This window comes from Herbiconiux oxytropis (genome assembly GCF_024979315.1).
Taxonomy (GTDB): Bacteria; Actinomycetota; Actinomycetes; order Actinomycetales; family Microbacteriaceae; genus Herbiconiux; species Herbiconiux oxytropis.
Map to the genome: position 1 here is coordinate 195,968 of NZ_JANLCK010000002.1, position 20,335 is coordinate 216,302.

Below are 20,335 nucleotides of genomic sequence, written 5' to 3' on the forward strand. Positions count from 1 at the left end.
AGATGCACCCATGCACAGCACCCTTCCGCGTTCGGGCCGTCGAGTCCGTTCCGCACTCGCGATCGGCGCCTCCGTCGCGCTGCTCGCCGGCCTCTCGGCCTGCGTCGAGACGCCGGAGCAGGCGGCCGAGAACGCCGCCGCGGAGAACGTCGACCAGGCGGCCTCCGGCGACCTGACCTTCTACCTCGTGCCCGGACTGACCACGCACCCCGCGTACCTCACGATGTACTGCGGTGCGCAGAAGCAGGCCGAGGAGCTCGGCGTGGGGATCGAGTACCAGGGGGCGACCACCTGGGATCCGTCGCAGCAGATTCCCGTGGTGCAGGCCCTGCTCGCGAAGGATCCCTCCGCGCTCATCCTCACCCCCACCGACGGCACGGCGCTCGCCCCCGTGGTGAAGCAGTACGTCAACGCCGGGATCCCGGTGATCGCCACCGACACGACGCTCGCCGATCCCTCGGAGCTCACCGCGGAGATCACCTCGAGCAATGAGCAGGGTGGCGCCGCGGCGGCGGACGCGCTCGGCGAGTCGATCGGCGGCACCGGCAGCGTGGCCATCATCAGCGGCGCTCCCGGCGCCACGACCGACGAGGCGCGGGTCAAGGGCTTCACCGACCGGATGGCCGCGGAGTTCCCCGATGTGAAGCTGCTCGAGATCCAGTACTCCAAGTCGAACATCTCGACCGCGGCCAGCCAGGTGCAGGCGCTCATCCTGGCCAACCCCGATCTCGCCGGAGTCTTCGGCGTGAACGGCAACTCCGCCACGGGCGCCGCCAACGCGATCGCCCAGGCGGGCAAGAAGGCCGACATCCACGTGGCGGGCTACGACGCCGAGCCGGCGACGGTGAAGCTGCTCGAGGACGGATCGATCGAGATCCTCGTGGTGCAGGACTTCCAGACCGAGGGCCGACTGGCCGTGCAGTACGCCTACGACGCCGCCACGGGCAACGACAGCGATATCGTGCGCAACACCGAGCTCGAGAACGTGATCGCCACCACCGAGAACGCCAGCGACCCCGAGATCTCGAAGTACTTCTACAAGGAGACCTGCGAGTAGTCCGCAACACCGCGAGGCCCTGCCGACCCGCCCAGATCAGCGGGGGAGCAGGGCCTCCGCGGTGCGGGAGTCGGTGACGAGGGTGCGCACGACGCCGCTGCGGAGGGCCGCACGGATGGCCGCCACCTTCTCGTCGCCCCCCGCGACCGCGACGACCTCGGGCACGCCCCGCAGCTCCGCCGCCGAGATGCCCACGGCCCGTTCGAGGGCGGGCGAATGCAGCTCACTGCCGTCGGCGTCGAAGACGATCGTGCAGACATCGGCGGCGGCACCGCGGGACTCGAGGTCGGCGCGTTCGGCGTCGGTGAACTCCCCGTGGAGGGACGACTTGGGCGGGTTCCAGGAGCCGATGCCCACGAGGGCGATCGAGAGCCGGCTGAAGCGCCCCGTGGCATCCGCGAGGCTCGGATCTGCGCGGAGCTCCTCGGCCATCGTCGCCGTGCGCACGAGCAGCGGGGCGTGCAGCGGGAAGGCCCGGCCGCCGGTCTTGCGGGTGAGGCGGCGCACGAGCTCCACGCCCGAGACGTCCATCTGCGCGGCGCGCACACCGCCGACCATCTGCACCACCTCGGCCGGGGCGAGGGTCGTGACGGCATCGACGAACGCCGTGAGGCTCGAGCCCCACGAGATGCCGAGCACGTCGTCGGCGCCGACGATCCCGGCGAGGTACTGGGCCGCGGCGTCGCCGATCAGGGCGCCCGTCGCATCCGGGGCCGCCTCGATGGCGCGCACGACGATGGCGCGCTGGATGCCGAAGGCGCGCGAGAGCTCCTCGCCGAGTGGGAGGTCGATGTCGGCCGGCATGTCGACCGAGATACGCACGATGCCGCTCGCCTTGGCCTCGTCGAGCAGGCGCGCGACCTTGAAGCGTGAGATGCCGAGCTCGTCGGCGATCTCGTTCTTCTGCTTGTCGTCGATGTAGTAGCGGCGCGCCACGATGGCAGCCTCGAGCGAGACGGCGGGGCGGTCCTGACCGAGCAACGCTTCCTCCCGAGTTCTCCGGATCGACCTTTGACGCGATCCGGATGCCAGTGTACTGTGAGCGTGTGCTCATAGGAGCGCACACTTCACTTTTGAGCAGACTATGGAACGGAGAGCGATGTCGATCGACGTTCGTGTCCCCACCACCGGCAACGCGGGCGAAGACGCTGTCATCGTCGACTGGAACGTCTCGGTGGGTTCGCAGGTCAGCGCGGGCGACGTGCTCGTGACCCTCGAGACCGCCAAGGCGACCATCGAGGTCGAAGCGCCCGAGGGCGGCGAGGTGCTCAGCATCCTGTTCGACTCCGGCGACGAGGTGCCCGAGCACGAGGTGCTCGCCGTGCTCGGTGCGGCCGGCGAGGTCGTCGCCGAAGCCGGTCCCGCCTCCGACGCCGACGATCCCGGCGCCACCGCACCGGCCGAGCCGTCGCCGGCCGTGTCCATCGTGGTCGAGCCGTCGACCTCCACGCGTGACGACCGCCAGAAGGCATCTCCGAGAGCGCGGATCCTGGCGCAAAGGAACGGTGTGGATCTATCGACCGTCACCGGATCGGGCCCCGGCGGACGGATCATCATCGTCGACGTGCTCGCGGCGAAGAAGGCAGTGACTCCTCCGACGATCGAGAAGCCTGCCGCTCCCGACGCGGAGTTCGATCTCGTGCCCGTGCGCGGCGCCCGCAAGGTCACGGCCCAGCGGATGCACGCCTCGCTCGCCGGCACCGCCCAGGTCACGCTCACCCGCTATGCCGACGCCACCGCGCTGCTCGCCTTCGTGAAGCGCCTCCGCGGTGTCACCGAATCGCAGGGGCTGCCGAAGATCGGCGTCAACGACCTCGTGCTGTTCGCCACCGCGAAGGCCGTGGCGAGGCATCCGGAAGCCAACTCGGTGTTCGACTGGGAGGGCATCCGCCAGTACCGCTCGGTGCACCTCGGCTTCGCGGTCGACACAGGACAGGCGCTGCTCGTGCCCGTCATCCCGAACGCGGATTCGCTCAGCATCGCGCAGGTCGCCGCGGCCGCGAAGGGCGCCATCGAGAAGGCCCGCGCTGGAAAGCTCACCACCCCCGAGATGGAGGGCGGCACCTTCACGGTCTCGAACCTCGGCTCGCTCGGCGTGCACTGGTTCACGCCGGTGCTCAACACACCGCAGAGCTGCATCCTCGGTGTGGGGGCGGCGCACCAGACGCACCCCGAGGCGCCGAGCCTGCTGCCGCTCTCGCTCACGTTCGACCACCGCGCCCTCGACGGCGCCGCGGCCGCCACCGTGCTCGCGGCCATCGCGCAGGCGATCGAGACGGTCGACATCCTCTCGGCCCTCTGACGGCCACCCCTCTTCTCACCCTGAAGTCTTCTACCTGAAGGACACGACGAACCATGGCTAAAGAGCTCCTCATCGACCCGGCCACCACACGCAGCCGGTCGGAGCTGACCTTCGACTCGATCCAGGTCAACACCTACGCACCAGACCTCGCCGCCGAGCGTGCGCTGCACGGCGACGAGGCCCTCCTGCGCATCGGCCGCGACATGATCCTCGTGCGCGAGTTCGAGCTCATGCTGCAGGCCATCAAGCGGGACGGCTCGTACAAGGGCATCGACTACGTGCACGCCGGGCCCGCCCACCTCTCGATCGGCCAGGAGGCCGCGGCCGTCGGCCAGGCCTTCACGCTCGGCGCCGTCGACAAGGTGTTCGGCAGCCACCGCAGCCACGGCGAGGTCATCGCGAAGGGCCTCTCGGCCATCCACTCGACCCCGCGGCCCGAGCTCGACGAGGCCTTCCGCACCTGGTCGGAGGGTGCCATCTGGAACGTGGTGCAGGATCGCCTCGCCTCCGACGACCCCGAGCAGCAGGCCATCGACTACCTGCTCTACGGCATGACCGCCGAGACCTTCGGCCGCCGCACGGGCTTCAACCGAGGGCTCGGCGGCAGCATGCACGCCTTCTTCCCGCCGCTCGGCATCTACCCGAACAACGCCATCGTGGGCGGATCGGGTCCGCTCGCCACCGGCGCGGCGCTCTACAACCGCCTGCAGGCGAAGCCCGGCATCGTGGTGGCCTCGATCGGCGACGCCGCCACGGGAACGGGCCCCGTCTGGGAGTCGTTCAACTTCGCCGGCATGGCGCAGCTGCACACTCTCATGGACGAGAAGCACCGCGGCGGACTCCCCGTGGTCTTCTTCATCGTGAACAACTTCTACGGCATGGGCGGCCAGACCATCGGCGAGACCATGGCCTACGACCGCCTGGCCCGCATCGGCGCGGGGATCAACGCCCAGAACATGCACGCGCAGACGATCGACGGCAACAACCCGCTCGCCGTGATCGAAGCCATGACGGTGGCCCGCCAGCACCTCGAGGCGGGCGACGGCCCCGTGCTGATCGACTGCCAGACCTACCGCCAGTCGGGGCACTCCCCCTCTGACGCGTCGTCGTACCGGACGAAGGACGAGCTCGACCTCTGGGCCTCGCACGATCCGATCGACACCTATTTCGCTCGCCTGACGGACGGTGGCGTGGTGGCCGCCGGCCGTCAGGCCGAGCTCAAGACCTGGGCCGAGGAGCGCATCGCCGCCTCGCTCGAGGTCGCCATCGACGCCTCGGTGTCGCCGCGGCTGTCGCTTCGCCGCGACCCCGCCGTGATGGCGGAGCTCACCTTCAACAACACCTCGATCGACCTCGCCGACGCCCCTGCCGGCGAGACCTCCGTGCCGGTGTCCGAACTCCCGCACCTGCAGTCCCTCGCCCGCAAGTCGCGGTCCGGACTCTCCGACGGCCCCGGCAGCAAGCCCTTCTCGGGTGCCAAGGCCATCACGTTCCGCGACGCGCTGTTCGAGACGATCGTGCACCACGCCGCCGCAGACGACCGGCTCGCGATGTGGGGCGAGGAGAACCGCGACTGGGGCGGATCGTTCGGCGTCTACCGCGGACTCACCGAGCTGCTGCCCCGCCACCGCCTGTTCAACTCCCCCATCTCGGAGGCCGCGATCGTGGGCGCCGGCGTCGGTTACGCCCTCTCCGGCGGCCGCGCGATGGTCGAGCTCATGTACGCCGACTTCATCGGGCGGGCCGGCGACGAGATCTTCAACCAGATGGCGAAGTGGCAGCCCATGTCGGGCGGCCTCGCGACCGTGCCGATGGTGCTGCGCGTCTCGGTGGGCGCCAAGTACGGCGCCCAGCACTCGCAGGACTGGAGTTCGATGGTGGCGGGTGTGCCCGGCCTCAAGGTGGTCTTCCCGGCCACCGCTCACGACGCGAAGGGCCTGCTGGCCTCGGCCCTCGCCGGCAACGACCCCGTCGTGTTCTTCGAGAGCCAGCGGCTCTACGACACGGTCGAGACCGTCTACCCCGAGGGTGTGCCGGCCGAGTACTACCAGACGCCCATAGGCGTGCCCCACGTGGTGCGGGAGGGCTCGGATCTCACGATCCTGTCGGTGGGGGCGGTGCTCTCGCGCTCGCTCGAGGCCGCCGCAGCGCTGTCGTCGCAGTACGGGATCGAGACCGAGGTCATCGACGCTCGCTCCCTCGTGCCGTTCGAGTACGACCTGCTCCTGGAATCGGTCGCCAAGACCGGTCGCCTCGTCTGCGTCTCCGACGCCAACCTCCGCGGCAGCTGGCTCAACACCGTGGCCGCGACCGTCACGACCGAGGCCTTCGACGACCTCGACGCCCCCGTCGTGGTGCTCGGCGCCCGCAACTGGATCGCGCCTCCCGCAGAACTCGAGTGGGACTTCTTCGTGACCCCCGCCGACATCGTCGACGCCGTGCACACCCGCATCGTGCCGCTCCCCGGCCACGAGGTGCAGGACGGCCCCGGCGCCGAGGGCACCCTCGACGAGTCCGCGCGGGGCATCTGATGCCCGCCTTCTACATCGACAGCGCCGACCGCGCCGAGGTCGAGCGGCTGCTGGCCACGGGCCTGGCGGCCGGTGTCACCACGAACCCCGCCATCCTCGACAAGGCGGGGCTCGGCAGTCGTGACATCCCGTCGATCGTGGGCTGGGCCACCGAGGCCGGTGCGAAGCGCGTGTTCGTGCAGTCGTGGGGGCGCTCGGCCGCCGAGATCGCCGACCGCGGTGCCTCGTTCCGGGCGCTCGGCGAGAACGTCGTCGTCAAGGTCACCGCGTCCCGCGAGGGCATCGAAGCTGCCAGGCAGCTCTCGGGGGGCGGGGAGGTGCTTGTGACCGCCGTCTTCGCGGCCACACAGGTGCTGCCGGTCATGGCCTCCGGCGCTGCCTTCCTCGCTCCCTTCGTGGGGCGGATGATCGCGGCCGGCCGCGACGGCATCGGCGAGATCGTCTCGATGCAGAGTGCCATCGACGCCACCGGGTCCGCGCTCCAGCTGCTCGCCGGGAGCCTGCGCACCCCGGAGCAGATCCTCGAGCTGGCCTCCGCCGGTGTTCGCAACTTCACCTTCGGGCCACCCGTGTGGGACCTGTTCTTCACCGACGAGCTCACCGCGGGCTCGGTGGAGCAGTTCCACGAGCTCGCCTCGAGCACCGTCTGAGGCCGGCCGTGAAGCTCTATGCCGACAGCGCGGCCGTCGACGCCGTGCTGCCGCTCCTCCGGGACGGGCTCGTGCGCGGGGTCACCACGAATCCGTCGATCCTCGCGCGCGATGGGCTCGGCGCCGCCGACCTGCCGCGGCTCTACGACGAGTTCAGCGCAGCGGGGGCCGACGAGATCTTCCTCCAGGCCACGGGCGCGACCCGGGCCGCACTGCTCGCCGACGCGCAGCGGATCGCCGCCTTCGGGCACCGGATCGTGGTGAAGGTTCCGGCCACGCAGGACGGCTTCCGGGTGGCGCACGAGCTCCTGCAGCAGGATGTGCGGGTGCTGCTGACGGCGGTGTACAGCCTCGCGCAGGCCACGTTCGCAGCGTCGCTCGGGGTCGACTACATCGCTCCCTACTTCGGGCGGCTCGTCGACTCGGGCGAGGACGGGCTGTCGAAGGTGGCGAACATGACGCAGGTGCTGTCGGCGACCCGCACCCGGGTGCTCGTGGCGAGCGTGCGGTCGCCGAACGCGGCGGCCACGCTCGCGCTCAACGGCGTGAGCCACATCACGGCCGACGTGCCCGTGCTGCTGGCGATGATGGTCGACCCGGTCACCGAGCAGTCGGCCGCGGAGTTCGAGCGGGTGGCGGCGGCGGCCCTCCCCACTGCCTGAGGCTTCTGAAACGACGGAGTTCCGGCCCGAGAGGCGGGAACGACGGATGTTCAGCCCGCCCGGGAGCGACGGCTCCGTCGTCTCCGCCCCGCGACCTCGGCTACGCCTGGGTCCCGGCCTGGGACTGGGCCTGGGTCTCGGCCAGGGTCGGCGGGTTGGCGCCCGCGCGGGAGACCGTGATGGCCGCGCAGCGTACCGCGAAGGCACCGAGGCGTTCGAGGGTGTCGCGGTCGAGCGCCGAGGCGTCGCGGAGCGCATCCGGAGTCGTGCCCACATCGAGCAGGCCCGCGATGCCGTCGAGGAGCGCGCTCATGAACGAGTCGCCCGCGCCGATCGTGTCGACCACGCCGACCGCGAGGCCGGGCACCTGCACCCGCTCGGCCGCCGTGGCGAGCACGGCGCCGTCACCGCCGCGGGTGACCGCCACGAGCGCCGGGCCGAGGGCCAGGATGCGCTCGATCGCGCCGTCGACCCCGGCCCCCGGGTAGAGCCAGTCGGCATCCTCGTCGCTCAGCTTGACCACCGTGCTGAGCCTCGCGATCGCCTCGAAGCGGGCGAAGGCGGCGGCGTGATCGGTCACGATCGAGGGCCGCATGTTGGGGTCGAATGCCACGATCGGGGCGGGCTGGTGACGCGTGAGCGCACCCAGGTGCTCCACGACGGATGCTCCGCCCGGGTCGACGAACGCCCCGAGCGAACCGACGTGCACGAGTTCGGCGGGCGGCATCCGGAGCTCGGCCGGGCCGGGCAGTGACCAGCGGATGTCGAAGACGTAGTCGGCGGATCCGTCGGCGCGGAGGTGCGCGGTGGCCGAGGACGTGGGCTCGGGGCGGAACGAGACGGGGTCGATCGCCGCGCCGGACGAGCGCACGTGGTCGGCCACCGCGCGTCCGCGGTCGTCGTCGCCGAGGGCGGTCACGAGGGTCACGTCGCGACCCAGCCGGGCGAGCCCGTAGGCGATGTTGAGCGGCGATCCGCCGGGGTGCTCGGCGGGCTCTTTGCGCCCGGCTGCGGGCTGCACCACGTCGACGAGGGCTTCCCCGATCGCGACGATCCTCGCGGCCATGCCTGCCTCCCTGCGCCCGCCCAGCTGAAACCCGCCCAGTCTAGTGAGCGCCGGCGGCAACGGAGGATTCCGGTCGCGCGGCTGACCCCGGCGGTGCCTCCGCGGGGTCGGGCGCGGGGCGACGTAGGGTGGTGCGGTGCGCGATGACTACGACCGGTACGGCGGCGACGTGCTCGCCGACTTCAAGCGGCGCGGCAAGCCCGTCGAGCTGCCGACGGTGGAGGCCGAGTTCGACCTCGTCGTGGAGGAGGTCGCGAGCGACTTCTGCGGCAGCGTGACCCGGGTGGAGGGCCGCACGGTCGAGCTCGAGGACAGGCACGGCACGCGCCGCGTGTTCCCGCTCGGCCCCGGCTTCCTGCTCGAGGGCCGGCCGGTGCAGCTCGTGCACCCGAAGGCCGCACCCTCGGGCCCGAAGCGCACTGCATCCGGCAGCATCGCCGCTGCCCAGGAGCGCGCGAGGGTCGCCCGCCCCAGCCGCATCTACGTCGAGGGCCGACACGACGCCGAGCTCGTGGAGAAGGTGTGGGGCGACGACCTGCGCGCCGAGGGCGTCGTGGTGGAGTACCTCGAGGGCGTCGACGACCTCGAGGCGATCGTGCGCGAGTTCGCGCCCAGCCGCGAGCGCCGCATCGGCGTGCTCGTCGACCACCTCGTCAAGGGCTCCAAGGAGAGCCGCATCGCCGAGGCCGTGGCGCGCGGACCGTTCGGGGCGCACGTGCTGGTCGTGGGGCATCCGTTCGTCGACATCTGGCAGGGCGTCACGCCGAAGGCCCTCGGCATCCGCGCCTGGCCCACCGTGCCGCGGAGCATCGAGTGGAAGCACGGGATCTGCGAGGCGTTCGGCTGGCCGCACGCCGATCAGGCCGACATCGCGCGCGCCTGGAAGCGCATCCTCTCGCGCGTGAACACCTACACCGACCTCGAACCGGTGCTGCTCGGCCGCGTCGAGCACCTCATCGACTTCGTCACCGAGCCCCAGTAGCGGCAGCAGGAGCAGCGGGGCGGGCGGCCCGCTCGGCGAGCTCCTCGAGCGGGCGCGGGCGGCAGGCGACGAAGCCGCTCACCACGAGCACGCCGATGCTCGTGTAGAGCAGCGCGTAGGAGCTCTCCCAACCGCCGGAGGCGCTGTAGAGCAGGCCGATGCAGAACGGCCCGACGCAGGCCACGGCGTACCCGATGCCCTGCGTCGCGCCCGACAGCATCGACGAGCCGGCCGGCGTGCGGGTGCGGGCGTTCACGAGTGTGAGGGTCATCGGGAAGGTGCTCACACCGAGCCCGAGCGCCACCACCCACACCACGGCGCCCTCGAGCGGCGCCACGAGGAGTCCCGTGTACCCCACTGCCAGCAAGGCGGCGCAGACGGCGACGATGGGGAACGGATTGCGCAGCCGGATGGTGAGCGGGGGCACCACGAACGCCGCACCCAGCCCGAAGATGGAGAACAGGGCGAGCAGCGAGCCTCCGAGCGCCGGATCGGCCCCGGCGTCGACGAAGATCGTGGGCAGCCAGGTGATGACGGCGTAGGTGTTGAGGGCCGTCATGCCGAACATGAGCACGAGGCTCCACACGAGCGGGGTGCGCCAGGCGCCCGCGATGCGGCCGCTCGAGGGAGCACTCGCAGCGCTCTTCGCCGCCGCTGCGGGCCCCCGGCCCCGCAGCACCACGACGAGCCACAGCACGCACGCCACCGCCGTGAGCACGGCCCACATGCCGAGCGCGAACCGCCACCCCGCGGCCACCGCCACCGGCACCGCGATGAGCGGCGCGACGAACTGCCCGAGCTGCAGCAGCGAGAGGTAGAGGGAGCTGACCGACTTGAGCCGGTCGGGGAAGTACTTCTTGACGATCGGCACGATCAGCACGTTCGAGGCTCCGATGCCCGCGAACGCCACGATCGTCGAGAACACGAGCATCGCCGCGTTCGGGGAGAACGCACGCAGCAGGATGCCGAGGGTGGTCAGCAGCGTCGCGACGGCGATCATGGTCTCGAGGCCGACGCGGCGGGCGACGATCGGCGTGAGCAGCCCGAACACGGCGAACGACGCCGTCACGATCGTGCCGAAGACCCCGAACAGAGCCGCGCCGAAGCCGAGCTCGTCGCCGATGAGCTCGAGAAGCGGGCTGAACCCCGTGACGGCCGTGCGGAGGTTGATCGCGGTGGCGATGATGGCGAGGAGCACGAGCGCGACGCCGGTGGCGCGACGCGGCGGGTGGACGGCGGAGGTCATGAAGTGGTCCAAAGATAGGATGATGGGATGAATCTCGACGAGTCTAGTGCGGATGCTGGGGCCGTGGCCGGTCCCGGTGCCGGTGCCGGCGGGTCGCGTGTCCGGCGTCGGCCGGGTGTGACGGACCACGTGACGGAGCTCTTCCACGAGGAGATCCGCTCGGGCCGGTGGGCGGTGGGCGAGCGGATCCCGGTCGAGAGCGCACTCGTCCAGTGGACCGGCGCAGGCCGCAACGCCGTGCGCGAGGCGGTGCAGTCGCTCGTGCAGTCGGGCCTCGTGCGGCGGGAGCAGGGCCGCGGCACCTTCGTGATCGCCCGGTCCCAGCTCGCCCAGACACTCTCGCGCAGCATCTCCCACGGACTGCGTCGCGACGGTCTCGAACTCCGCAGCGCGCTCGATAGTTCGGCCGCCGCGCTTGCGGCCGTTCGCCGCACCGCTGCCGACATCACCCGCCTCCAGCGCCTCCTCGCGGAACGCGCCGCCTCGTGGGAGGCGCCGGATGCCGCCGGCGCCGGTGCCGGAGACGCGGACGCGGTCTCCACACCCGACCTCGACCGTCGCATCCGCGCCGACCTCGCCCTGCACCGCGCCATCGTGGAGGCCACCCACAACGCGCTCTATCTCGAGCTCTACGAGGGCCTCACCGCGGTGTTCGAGGAGGTTCAGCGCGCCGACGTGGAGGGAGACATCGACCCCCACGCCGAACACCACCGCCGCCTCGTGGAGGCCATCGTCGCCGGCGATCCGGAGGCCGCCCGCCGGCAGATCGAGGCGCTGATCGACCCGCTGCTGGAGGATTCGTAGAGCCGAACCTGCCAGTCAGGCACCAATACGGAACGTCCGGCGCGTGCGGGCCTAGGTTGAGCGCAATCGCGCTTTGCGAGTGGAGCCCCCGTCAGACGGGGACCTGGGGGGCTTCATGCGAAGCCAGACGACCGATCACGTCCGTACGATTCATCGCCCGACCGCAGCGGTTCGCCGCCGCCGAACAGGGGTCATCGGCGGTGCTGCCGCCCTGGTGCTCGGCGCGGGCTCGCTCCTGCTCGTCTCGCAGTCGGCCACCGCCATCGGCACATCGGTGGGGCTCGGCGTCGCCGATTCGTACGCCGTGCTGGGAGGCGCGTCGGTCACCAACGACCACGGGACCATCCCGAATCTCAACACCGTGCTCTGGGGCGACCTCGGCGTGAGCCCCGGCTCGGCGATCTCGGGCTTCCCGCCCGGCATCCGGTTGGGTGACACCCATGTCGACGACAAGCACGCCCGTGATGCGAAGGCCGCGGTGGTCACCGCCTACGACGCCATCGGATCCCAGGCGGCCGATGCCACGATCACCACCGACCTCGGCAACCAGGAGCTCGACCCGGGTGTCTACTTCGCCGAGAGCTCGGCCGGACTCACGGGCGCCCTCACCCTCGACGCCCATGGCGACCCGGATGCCGTATTCATCTTCCAGATCACCTCCGCGCTCACGACAGCCTCGTCGAGCAGCGTCGTCCTGGTCAACGGCGCGACGAGCTGCAACGTGTTCTGGCAGATCGGCAGCTCGGCCACGATCGGGGAGAGGACCTCCTTCGTCGGCACGATCCTCGCCATGGAGTCGATCACCCTCAACTCGGGCGCCACCGTCGACGGCCGCGCCCTCGCCCGGACCGGCTCGGTGACGTTGCTCGACAACGTCTTCACCGGCGGGCCGTGCGCCGACGAGACGATCCCGACCACGGGGCCGCCGACGACCACGGGCCCCCCTACGACGAGCCCGTCACCCACCACGTCGAGCCCGTCACCGACGAGCCCGGGCCCGACGAACTCCGGACCCGGTGAGCCGGGACCGACGACGCCGGCCCCCACGAACTCCACCCCCGGAGGGCCGGACGGCGGCGGCGACGGGTCAGGCGGCGGCAGCGGAGGCGGCTCCGGCGACGGCAGCGGCAGCAGCGACGGCAGCGACGGCAGCGGCTCCGGCGGCAGCGGCAGCGGCTCCGGCGACGGCAGCGGCGGCAGCGGCTCCGGCTCCGGCGGTTCGACAGGCGCCGGGAGCTCAAGCGGCTCGCTCGCCCGCACGGGCTTCGATGCCGCTCCCCTCGTGGGCACTGCGCTGACGGTATCGCTCCTCGGCCTGACACTGCTCGTGCTCTGGACCCGTCGTCGGCCCCACACGAACTGACCACCCGGCTCCGACGCCTGAACGCCCGTCGACTCCTGGTCCGAAACCGCCTGCGCTCGGGCCAGGAGTTCCCGGAGCGATGTCGCCGCGGCAGTCGGTGGCCTGCGGACGAAGGGGACGCCGCCGCCGCTACTCGTCGCCGAGGAGGATGGCGGCGGCCGCGATCATGTCGAGCATGCGCTGGCGCATGTGGCCGATGTGCTCCTTGACCGCGGGCTCGATGGCCTCGTAGTCCTTGGCGATCATGGCCTCCGAGAGCACGTGGTGCTCTCGCGAGCACTCCTGCAGGCGGTGCTGCAGCGAGGCGGCGCGCAGCCAGAACCGCTGGATGCGCCGGCGCGTCTCCTTCACCGTCTCGGCCACGAGCGCGTTTCCCGCGATGGAGTTGCACAGCCTGTGGAAGTGGATGTCGGCGTTCGACCACGCCGCGCGGTCCTCCGCGGCCGCAGCCGTCGCCATGTCCTCCACGAGCTTCCGCAGCGCCGCCACATCCGCATCGGTCAGCTTCGACGCCGCCTTCCGGCAGATGTACGAGTCGAGAACTTCGAGCAGGTCGCACGCATCGTTGACCTCTTTGGCGGTGAGCTGCGAGACGGTGAAGCGCGCATTGTCGGTGCGCTTGACCAGCCCCTCCTTCTCGAGCCGCTGCAGAGCCTCGCGCACGGGCGTGCGGCTGATGCCGAGCTGCGTCGCGATCCGGTTCTCCGACAGCGGTGAGCCCGAGCGAAGCCGGAACCCGGTGATCTCGGCCAGCAGCCACTCGTACGCGTTGTCGACGCGCGATCCTGCTTCCGTCGCTATCGCCATCAGTCACCGTCCTCCGGTACCAATATAACGCCGCCCGCCCGAGCACCCGCCGCGCGAATGCACGCTTGTGCACTCTCGCGTGTGCATGCGCGGGGCAGCGACTCAGCGCACGCGGAGCCCCTCGAGCACGATCGCGAGCTGATCGACGGCGTGGTCGAGCTCATGGGCCTCGACCACGATCGGCGGTGCGAGACGGATCGTGGAGCCGTGGGTGTCCTTCGCGAGCACGCCGCGCTCCATCAGCAGCTCGCAGACGCGGCGTCCATCCGCGAGTTCCGGATCGATGTCGATGCCCGCCCAGAGACCTGCCCCCCGCACCGCGACCACGCCGCGGCCGAGGAGCTCGCGCAGTCGCGACTGCAGGTGCTCGCCGAGGCGGGCCGCGCGCTCCTGGTACTCGCCGGTGGCGAGCATCCGCACCACCGCGAGACCCACGGATGCCGCGAGCGGGTTGCCGCCGAAGGTCGAGCCGTGCTCCCCCGGCCGCAGCACGCCGAGCACGTCGCGGTCGGCCACGACCGCCGAGACGGGGACGATACCGCCGCCGAGCGCCTTGCCGAGCAGGTAGACATCCGGGACCACACCCGCGAGGTCGCACGCGAAGGTGGCTCCGGTGCGGCCGAGGCCGGACTGGATCTCGTCGGCGATGAACAGCACGCTCTGCCGGGTGCAGAGCTCCCGCACGCGTGGGAGGTAGTCGGTGGGCGGCACGATGATGCCGGCCTCTCCCTGGATGGGCTCGAGCAGCACGGCCACGGTGCTCGGGTGCTCGGCGAGCGCGGCCTCGAGCGCCACGGAGTCGCCGAAGGGCACGCGCACGAAGCCCGGCGTGAAGGGTCCGAAGTCGTCGCGAGCGGTCGGGTCGTCCGAGAAGCTCACGATGGTGGTGGTGCGGCCGTGGAAGTTGCCGTCGGCCACGATGATGGTCGCGGTGCCCTCGGGCACTCCCTTCACCCGGTAGCCCCAGGCACGAGCGAGCTTGATGCCCGACTCCACGGCCTCGGCTCCGGTGTTCATGGGCAGCACCATCTCCTTGCCGGCGAGGGCCGCGAGCTCCTCCACGAATGGGCCGAGACGGTCGGAGTGGAAGGCGCGGCTCGTGAGCGTGATGCGGTCGAGCTGCTCCTTCGCGGCGGCGACGAGCAGCGGGTGGCCGTGACCGAAGTTCACGGCGGAGTAGGCAGCCAGGCAGTCGAGGTAGCGACGGCCGTCGACGTCGGTGACCCAGGCGCCCTCGCCCGTGGCGACCACGACCGGGAGGGGGTGGTAGTTGTGCGCGGCGTGGTCGTCGACCTGCTGGATGGCGCTCGTGGCCGTGGTCATCGCCTGAGCTCCAGGGTGCAGCACTTCACGCCGCCCCCGCCGAGCAGCAGTTCGGAGAGGTCGACGCCGATGGGATTGTAGCCGCGCTCGCGCAACTGGCGCTCGAAGCCGGTGGCGCGGGTGGCGATGACCACGTTGAGCCCGTCGGAGATCGAGTTGAGGCCGAGCACGGAGGCGTCTTCCTCGCTGACGACGATCGCCTGCGGATAGAGCCGCTCGAGGGTTGCGCGGCTCGGCTCGTCGAAGGCGCTCGGGAGGTAGGCGATGTTCGCACCGGCGTCGTCGGTGAGTGGATCGAGCACCGAGATGGCCGTGTCGAGGTGGTAGTAGCTGGGGTTCACGAGCGTGAGGCTCACGACCTCGCGGCCGAACAGCGCGGCCACCTCGGCGTGGCTGCCGGTGTCGCTCCGAAAACCGGTGCCGGCGAGGATCCGCTCGCCCACCAGCAGGAAGTCGCCCTCGCCCTCGTTGGTGTTCGCGGGATCGATCACGCGGTAGCCCCTCTCGCCGAACCACTCCATGAAGGCCGGACCCTCCGCCGCGCGCTGCTCGTGCGTGAAGCGGGCGCCGTAGGCGATGCCGCCGATCACGAAGCCGCCGTTGGCGGTGTAGACCATGTCGGGGAGCGCCGGGAGCTGGTCGATGAGCTCGACCTCGTGGCCGAGCTCGAGGTAGGTGTCGTGGAGGGTCTGCCATTGCCGCACGGCGAGACCGGTGTCGGTGGGGACCGCCGGATCCATCCACGGGTTGATGCGGTAGGCGACCGTGAAGTGGTCGGGGCGGCACATGAGGTAGTGGCGAGGGGTCGCGGTGCGAGGGGTGTCGGCGGGGGCGGGGCTCGGTGCGTCGTGCAGTGTGGGCGTCGGCATACGGTCTCCTGGGAGGGTCGACGGCGGACCAGCGCGCTGTCCTCGGGCCCCGCACGGGGCACGCCAGCTTCAGTGTGGCACGGAGATTCCGCCGTTTCGTGGCGCTCGAGACCGGGTTCTGTGCAGAGTTCGCGCTGTCGCGCAAGATTCTGCCGTAGCATCTCCGGATGGACGCATTGGACCACCGGATCATCGACCTCCTCAAGATCAACTCCCGGAGCGGCTACGGCGACATCGGGCAGGTCGTGGGCCTCTCGGCCTCCGCGGTGAAGCGGCGGATCGACCGGCTGGTCGCCGACAACATCATCACGGGCTTCACGATCCAGCTGAACCCGGCCCTCGACGGCACCGTCACCGAGGCCTACGTGGAGCTGTTCTGCCGCGGCACGGTCGCCCCCGCGGAGCTCAAGCGCATCCTCTCGGGAGTGCCCGAGGTGGTCGATGCCGGAACCGTGACGGGCAGCGCCGATGCCATTGTGCACATCCGCTCGCGCGACATCCCGAGCCTCGAGGATGCGCTCGAGCGCGTGCGGATCGCTCCTAACGTCGACCACACGCGCAGCGCGATCGTGCTGTCGAACCTCATCCGCCGATGAGCGGCTCGTCGGGACTCGGTCTGCACGTCGACCCGGGGTCGAACGTGCCGCCGTTCGAGCAGCTGCGCACGGGCATCCGGGACGCAGTCGCATCGGGCGAGCTCGCTGCGGGCGCCCGGCTGCCGACCGTGCGGGCGCTGGCCGGCGAGCTCGGGCTGGCCGCCAACACCGTCGCCCGCGCCTACCGCGAACTCGAGACGGACGGCCTGATCGAGACCCGCGGCCGTCTCGGCTCGTTCGTCTCGGCCACGGGATCCCCCGCCGAGCGTGAGGCGCAGCTCGCCGCCCGCGCCTACGCCGACCGCACAACTTCCCTCGGCATCCCCGCGACCGATGCGCTGGCCCTCGTGGCCGCGGCCCTCCGCACCGACCGCCCCTGACGGAGCCCGCCCCGTCAGTCCACCCGGACGAGCTCCGGATGCTCGGGGGCCGTGTCGTCGACGGCCGGGAGGACGTCGTCGAGCAGGGCGCTGGGGTTGCCGAAGCGGTGCGCGGTGGCGCTGATCGACTGCTCCCGGAGGAAGGGCAGGAGCTCGATGCGACCCGCCAGAGTGACCTCGCCCCCGAAGACGGCGATGTCCGGCGAACCGCCGAGAGCCTCGGCGAGCGCCGACGCGTCGCCACCGATGAGACGGATGCGCGGCACGGCGCCCGCGGCCGCAGCGCCCCCGCCCGTGGCGTGGTCGGCCTCCGCCGGTCGGCTCGCAGACGACCCGCTCCCCAGGTACTCCGGCGCCCGACCGAGCCACGCCTCATCCTTCTCGATGACCACCCGGATGCGCCGCTCCTTGAGCAGGGCACGGAGCGGCCGCGGCAGCTTGACCGCCGAGCTCACCACCACGGTGGCTCTCGCGAGGGTGGCCGCAGCGAGCACGCGCAGGAGCTCGTGCAGCCGCCGCCCCTCCGAGAGCCTGATCACCACGTGAGCCGGCACGTACCGCAGCACGTTCCGCTCGACTCCGAGGTCCGAGACGTCCTGGGCCGCGAAGTGGGTCTCCCAGGCGAGCTGGTCGCTCTTGGCGCCTCGCCGTGCCACGTCGAAATCGCTCCACTCGAGCCCGCCGGTCGCCGAGTCGAGCAGCTTGGCCACCCGGGGATCGAGGCCCGCGAGGCTGAGGCCGTCGCTCTGCTCACCGGGCTCATTGCGCCAGGAGCCGAGATGCACCAGGTAGTTCGGCCCGCCGGCCTTCGCACCCGCGCCGACCGACGACCGTTTCCAGCCTCCGAACGGCTGCCGACGCACGATCGCTCCCGTGATGCCGCGATTCACAGAGACGTTGCCGGCCTCGACGGTCGCGAGCCACTGCTCGATCTCTGACGGATCGAGCGAGTGGATGCCGGCCGTCAGACCGAACGCCACGGCGTTCTGCAGCTCGACGGCCTGCTCGAGCGTCGTGGCGTGCAGGATGCCGAGCACCGGCCCGAAGTACTCCGTCAGGTGGAAGGCCGAGCCCGGGAGCACGCCTTCCTTCAGCCCTGGCGCCCACAGCCGTCCGGTCTCGTCGAGCGGCCGGGGCTCCACGAGCCAGCGCTCTCCGGAACCGAGGGTGGTGAGCGCCTCGAGCAGCTTGCCCGAGGCCGGCTCGATCAGCGGGCCCATCTGCACCGCCGGATCGTCGGGCAACCCCACCCGAAGTGAGCGCACCGCGTCGACGAGCTGACGTGTGAAGCGCTTCGAGTGCGCCACCGAACCCACGAGGATGACGAGACTCGCCGCCGAGCACTTCTGCCCGGCATGGCCGAACGCGCTCTTGACGATGTCGGAGACGGCGAGATCGAGATCGGCGCTGGGCGTGACCACGATCGCGTTCTTGCCGCTCGTCTCGGCGAGCAGCGGCAGCTGCGGACGCCAGGAGCGGAAGAGCGCGGCCGTCTCGTAGGCGCCCGTGAGGATCACCCGGTCGACCCGCGGATCGGCGATCAGGGCCTGGCCCAGATCACCCTCCTCGACGTCGAGCAGGGTGAGCAGGTCGCGCGGGATCCCGGATTCCCAGAGGGCCTCCACCATCACGGCCGCGGATCGCTTCGCCTGCGGCGCGGGCTTGATGATGACCGCACTGCCCGCCGCTAGTGCTGCGAGCACCCCGCCCGCAGGGATCGCGACCGGGAAGTTCCACGGCGGCACCACCACGGTGAGCTTGGAGGGCACGAAGAGCGCTCCGTCGACATCGTCGAGCTCGAGGGCGCAGTGTGCGTAGTAGCGAGCGAAGTCCACTGCCTCGCTCACCTCGGGGTCGCCCTGATCGATCGTCTTGCCGGTCTCACTCGCCATGACCTCGATCAGCCGATCCCGGTTGGCCTCCAGGGCGTAGCCGGCGCGACGCACGTACCCCGCGCGATCCCGTGCGCTCCTCGCGCCCCAGGCCTCACCCGCCGCGACGGCCGTGTCGATGAGCTCGTCGAGAGCGGCTCCGTCGGTCACCTCGACGTCGGCGATGGTCTGCGCGCCGAGGATGGAGTCGGGCACGCGTGCCAGGATGCGCTCGGCCCACTGCCGGTTGGCCGGGAGCGACGGATCCGTGTCCGGCGCGTTGGAGAAGCCGCCACCCGCGGGTTCGAGCTCGGCGCGGGATCGGTCCTGCGTGCGATGGGGCGCGGGAACGGGGCGCCCCGCGCCGGGCTGCTCCAGCGCCCGCAACGACCCGAGGAACCGATCGCGCTCCCGCTCGAAGGCCTGCGGGTCGGTGGCGAGGTCGAACAGCGACGACATGAAGTTGGCCTCGCTCGCGTTCTCCTCGAGTCGGCGCACGAGGTAGCCGATGGCGGCGTCGAACTCGGCCGGCTCCACCACGGGCGTGTAGAGCAGCAGCGAACCCACCGTCTCGCGCACCGCATCCGCCTGCGCCGACGCCATGCCGAGCAGCATCTCGACGTCGACCGCGTCGGTGACCCCTCGATCGGTGGCGAGGAGCCACGCCCAGGCCAGGTCGAACAGGTTGTGACCGGCCACACCGACGCGCACCGCGTCGGTGTGCTCGGGCCGCAGCGCCCACTCGAGCACACGCTTGTAGTTGGTGTCGGTCTCCTGTTTGGTGCCGTAGGTGGCGAGCGGCCAGTCGTGCAGGGCGGCATCGACGCGCTCGAGCGCGAGGTTGGCTCCCTTGACGACGCGCACCTTGATGGGAGCTCCTCCCCTGGCACGTCGATCCGCGGCCCAGGTGTGCAGGCGCTGCAGAGCACCGAGGGCATCGGGCAGGTAGGCCTGCAGCACGATCCCGGCCTCGAAGTCGAGCAGCTCGGGCTCGTCGAGCACCCGCTGGAAGACGGCGATCGTGAGGTCGAGGTCGCGGTACTCCTCCATGTCGAGGTTCACGAACTTGCGGCGCGGCGGGGTGCCCGCGGGCGGGGCCTCCCCGCCCTGAGCGCCGGTCTCCGGGTCGTGCGCGTCGGCGCCCAGATCGCCGAGGGGACCCTTGCGGGCGGCGAGCCGGTAGAGCGGCAGGAGCAGCTGCGCGACGCGCTCGACGCTCTGGTCGAATCCCCACATCGTGAGCCCGCTGGCGATCGACGACACCTTGACCGAGACGTAGTCGACATCGTCCCTCTGCAGCAGTCGCTTGGTGCCCTCGAGGCGTCGCGCCGCCTCACGGTCGCCCAGGACCGCTTCGCCGAGGAGGTTGATGTTCAGCCGCGTGCCCTCGGAGCGGAGCTTCTCCATGGCGGCCGAGAACTTGGCAGGCCGAGCGTCGATCACGAGGTGGCCGACCATATCGCGCAGCACTCGTCGGGCGATCGGCACGACGACTCCGGGAAGCGCCTCCCCCACGACGCCGCCGGCGGAGATGGCGGCTCGCAGGTGCCGCGGGAGGAAGCCCGGCACGCGCTTGGCGAGCTGAGCCAGGTTCTTGGCCGCCACCCCCTGGTCTTCCGGCCGTGCCACGCCGTCGACGAAGCCGACCGTGAACGCCAGGCCGTCCGGATCCTTCAGCACTCCCGCGAGCCGCGCGGCCGCGGGGTCGACCGGTGCATCGCGGCTCGCGTCGAGCCAGTGCCGGGCGAGCTCCACAGCCCGCTCACCGAGGTCGGCGGCCGCTGGAGACAGGTGGGGGTCGGTCATGCTTCGACAATAGATCGTGG

At 71.2% G+C, this 20,335-nt stretch carries 17 protein-coding genes; 10 read left to right on the top strand and 7 right to left on the bottom strand.

Annotated features, from left to right (window positions below):
• Nucleotides 1-10: 10 nt before the first annotated feature.
• Nucleotides 11-1,057 (top strand): ABC transporter substrate-binding protein, encoded by a 1,047-nt coding sequence (locus tag N1028_RS04010; protein ID WP_259525530.1) that lies wholly within the window; start codon nucleotides 11-13, stop codon nucleotides 1,055-1,057.
• Between the two features lie 36 nt (nucleotides 1,058-1,093).
• Here the strand turns inward: N1028_RS04010 and N1028_RS04015 are convergent, their stop codons facing one another.
• Nucleotides 1,094-2,038 (bottom strand): sugar-binding transcriptional regulator, encoded by a 945-nt coding sequence (locus N1028_RS04015; RefSeq protein ID WP_259525531.1) that lies wholly within the window; start codon nucleotides 2,036-2,038, stop codon nucleotides 1,094-1,096.
• 118 nt (nucleotides 2,039-2,156) lie between these two features.
• Between N1028_RS04015 and N1028_RS04020 the strand changes: the two genes are divergently transcribed.
• From N1028_RS04020 to N1028_RS04035, 4 genes are read left to right on the top strand one after another with little or no spacing between them, the layout of a single operon-like run.
• Nucleotides 2,157-3,359 carry a dihydrolipoamide acetyltransferase family protein gene (locus N1028_RS04020; protein ID WP_259525532.1) on the top strand — a complete coding sequence of 401 codons (1,203 nt, stop codon included), beginning with the start codon at nucleotides 2,157-2,159 and terminating at the stop codon, nucleotides 3,357-3,359.
• A 53-nt stretch (nucleotides 3,360-3,412) separates the two neighbouring features.
• Nucleotides 3,413-5,890 (top strand): alpha-ketoacid dehydrogenase subunit alpha/beta, encoded by a 2,478-nt coding sequence (locus N1028_RS04025; protein ID WP_259525533.1) that lies wholly within the window; start codon nucleotides 3,413-3,415, stop codon nucleotides 5,888-5,890.
• Nucleotides 5,890-6,540: a transaldolase family protein gene (locus N1028_RS04030; RefSeq protein ID WP_259525534.1), complete on the top strand. Its 651-nt coding sequence runs from the start codon at nucleotides 5,890-5,892 to the stop codon at nucleotides 6,538-6,540. The genes N1028_RS04025 and N1028_RS04030 overlap by 1 nt, the downstream gene beginning before the upstream one ends.
• An 8-nt stretch (nucleotides 6,541-6,548) precedes the next feature.
• Nucleotides 6,549-7,202 (top strand): transaldolase family protein, encoded by a 654-nt coding sequence (locus tag N1028_RS04035; protein WP_259525535.1) that lies wholly within the window; start codon nucleotides 6,549-6,551, stop codon nucleotides 7,200-7,202.
• A 100-nt stretch (nucleotides 7,203-7,302) separates the two neighbouring features.
• Here N1028_RS04035 and N1028_RS04040 read toward each other — a convergent pair whose 3' ends face one another.
• Nucleotides 7,303-8,268, bottom strand: coding sequence for a carbohydrate kinase family protein (locus tag N1028_RS04040; protein ID WP_259525536.1), 966 nt, complete (start codon nucleotides 8,266-8,268; stop codon nucleotides 7,303-7,305).
• A gap of 136 nt (nucleotides 8,269-8,404) precedes the next feature.
• On the opposite strand from N1028_RS04040, the gene N1028_RS04045 reads away from it, so the two are divergent.
• A complete protein-coding gene (locus N1028_RS04045; RefSeq protein ID WP_259525537.1) occupies nucleotides 8,405-9,250 on the top strand; it encodes a DUF3097 domain-containing protein in 846 nt (281 codons plus the stop codon).
• On the opposite strand, the gene N1028_RS04050 is transcribed toward N1028_RS04045, so the two are convergent.
• The gene (locus N1028_RS04050) at nucleotides 9,234-10,496 is read right to left on the bottom strand and encodes an MFS transporter (RefSeq protein WP_259525538.1); all 1,263 of its coding nucleotides are present in this window, start codon (nucleotides 10,494-10,496) and stop codon (nucleotides 9,234-9,236) included. The two genes, N1028_RS04045 and N1028_RS04050, sit on opposite strands and share 17 nt — an antisense overlap.
• Before the next feature lie 27 nt (nucleotides 10,497-10,523).
• On the opposite strand from N1028_RS04050, the gene N1028_RS04055 reads away from it, so the two are divergent.
• A complete protein-coding gene (locus tag N1028_RS04055) occupies nucleotides 10,524-11,300 on the top strand; it encodes a FadR/GntR family transcriptional regulator (RefSeq protein ID WP_259525540.1) in 777 nt (258 codons plus the stop codon).
• 115 nt (nucleotides 11,301-11,415) lie between these two features.
• Entirely contained in the window at nucleotides 11,416-12,663 is a 1,248-nt protein-coding gene (locus tag N1028_RS04060) for an ice-binding family protein (protein WP_259525541.1), read from the top strand.
• 129 nt (nucleotides 12,664-12,792) lie between these two features.
• Here the strand turns inward: N1028_RS04060 and N1028_RS04065 are convergent, their stop codons facing one another.
• The 3 genes from N1028_RS04065 to ddaH all read right to left on the bottom strand — a co-directional run bounded on the left by N1028_RS04065 (nucleotide 12,793) and on the right by ddaH (nucleotide 15,662).
• On the bottom strand, nucleotides 12,793-13,470 hold the full coding sequence (locus N1028_RS04065) for a GntR family transcriptional regulator (protein ID WP_259525542.1): 678 nt from the start codon (nucleotides 13,468-13,470) through the stop codon (nucleotides 12,793-12,795).
• A 102-nt stretch (nucleotides 13,471-13,572) separates the two neighbouring features.
• Nucleotides 13,573-14,793: an ornithine--oxo-acid transaminase gene (rocD, locus tag N1028_RS04070; protein WP_259525543.1), complete on the bottom strand. Its 1,221-nt coding sequence runs from the start codon at nucleotides 14,791-14,793 to the stop codon at nucleotides 13,573-13,575.
• On the bottom strand, nucleotides 14,790-15,662 hold the full coding sequence (gene ddaH, locus N1028_RS04075; protein ID WP_259525544.1) for a dimethylargininase: 873 nt from the start codon (nucleotides 15,660-15,662) through the stop codon (nucleotides 14,790-14,792). Before ddaH ends, rocD begins: the two co-directional genes overlap by 4 nt.
• 167 nt (nucleotides 15,663-15,829) lie before the next feature.
• Here ddaH and N1028_RS04080 point away from each other — a divergent pair, with 167 nt between their 5' ends.
• The gene (locus N1028_RS04080; protein ID WP_259525545.1) at nucleotides 15,830-16,258 is read left to right on the top strand and encodes an Lrp/AsnC family transcriptional regulator; all 429 of its coding nucleotides are present in this window, start codon (nucleotides 15,830-15,832) and stop codon (nucleotides 16,256-16,258) included.
• Entirely contained in the window at nucleotides 16,255-16,638 is a 384-nt protein-coding gene (locus N1028_RS04085) for a GntR family transcriptional regulator (protein WP_259525546.1), read from the top strand. The genes N1028_RS04080 and N1028_RS04085 overlap by 4 nt, the downstream gene beginning before the upstream one ends.
• A 14-nt stretch (nucleotides 16,639-16,652) precedes the next feature.
• On the opposite strand, the gene N1028_RS04090 is transcribed toward N1028_RS04085, so the two are convergent.
• On the bottom strand, nucleotides 16,653-20,315 hold the full coding sequence (locus N1028_RS04090) for a proline dehydrogenase family protein (protein ID WP_259525547.1): 3,663 nt from the start codon (nucleotides 20,313-20,315) through the stop codon (nucleotides 16,653-16,655).
• Nucleotides 20,316-20,335: the final 20 nt, after the last annotated feature.